We start from the raw sequence: 601 nt of genomic DNA on the forward strand, positions 1-601 counted from the left end.
TACTGGCGGTACTAATGGTGCTGTTATTGTCGATATTGTTAGTTCTAGTTTTGTAAATAATACTGCAACTAGTGGTGGAGGAATTTTTGTAACTACTGGTATTAATGGTGCTGTTATTGTCGATATTGTTAGTTCTAGTTTTGTAAATAATACTGCAACTAGTGGTGGAGGAATTTTTGTAACTACTGGCGGTATTAATGGTGCTGTTATTGTCGATATTACTGATTCCACATTTGTAAATAACACCGCAACTGTTAGTGGTGGAGGAATTTATGCAAATAGTGGTGATAATGGTTCTGTTACTGTTGATATTACTGATTCCACATTTGTAAATAACACCGCAACTGTTAGTGGTGGAGGAACTTATGTAACTACTGGCGGTACTAATGGTGCTGTTACTGTCGATATTGTTAATTCTAGTTTTGTAAATAATACTGCAACTAGTGGTGGAGGAATTTTTGTAACTACTGGTATTAATGGTGCTGTTATTGTCGATATTACTGATTCCACATTTGTAAATAACACCGCAACTGTTAGTGGTGGAGGAATTTATGCAAATAGTGGTGATAATGGTTCTGTTACTGTTGATATTACTGATTCC

General features: G+C 35.4%; 1 pseudogene. It reads left to right on the forward strand.

The window, feature by feature from the left end:
- Window positions 1-601: pseudogene (locus tag MBCUT_RS02055) on the forward strand (hypothetical protein); the annotation flags it as partial.

The organism is Methanobrevibacter cuticularis (assembly GCF_001639285.1).
Classification (GTDB): Archaea; Methanobacteriota; Methanobacteria; order Methanobacteriales; family Methanobacteriaceae; genus Methanobaculum; species Methanobaculum cuticulare.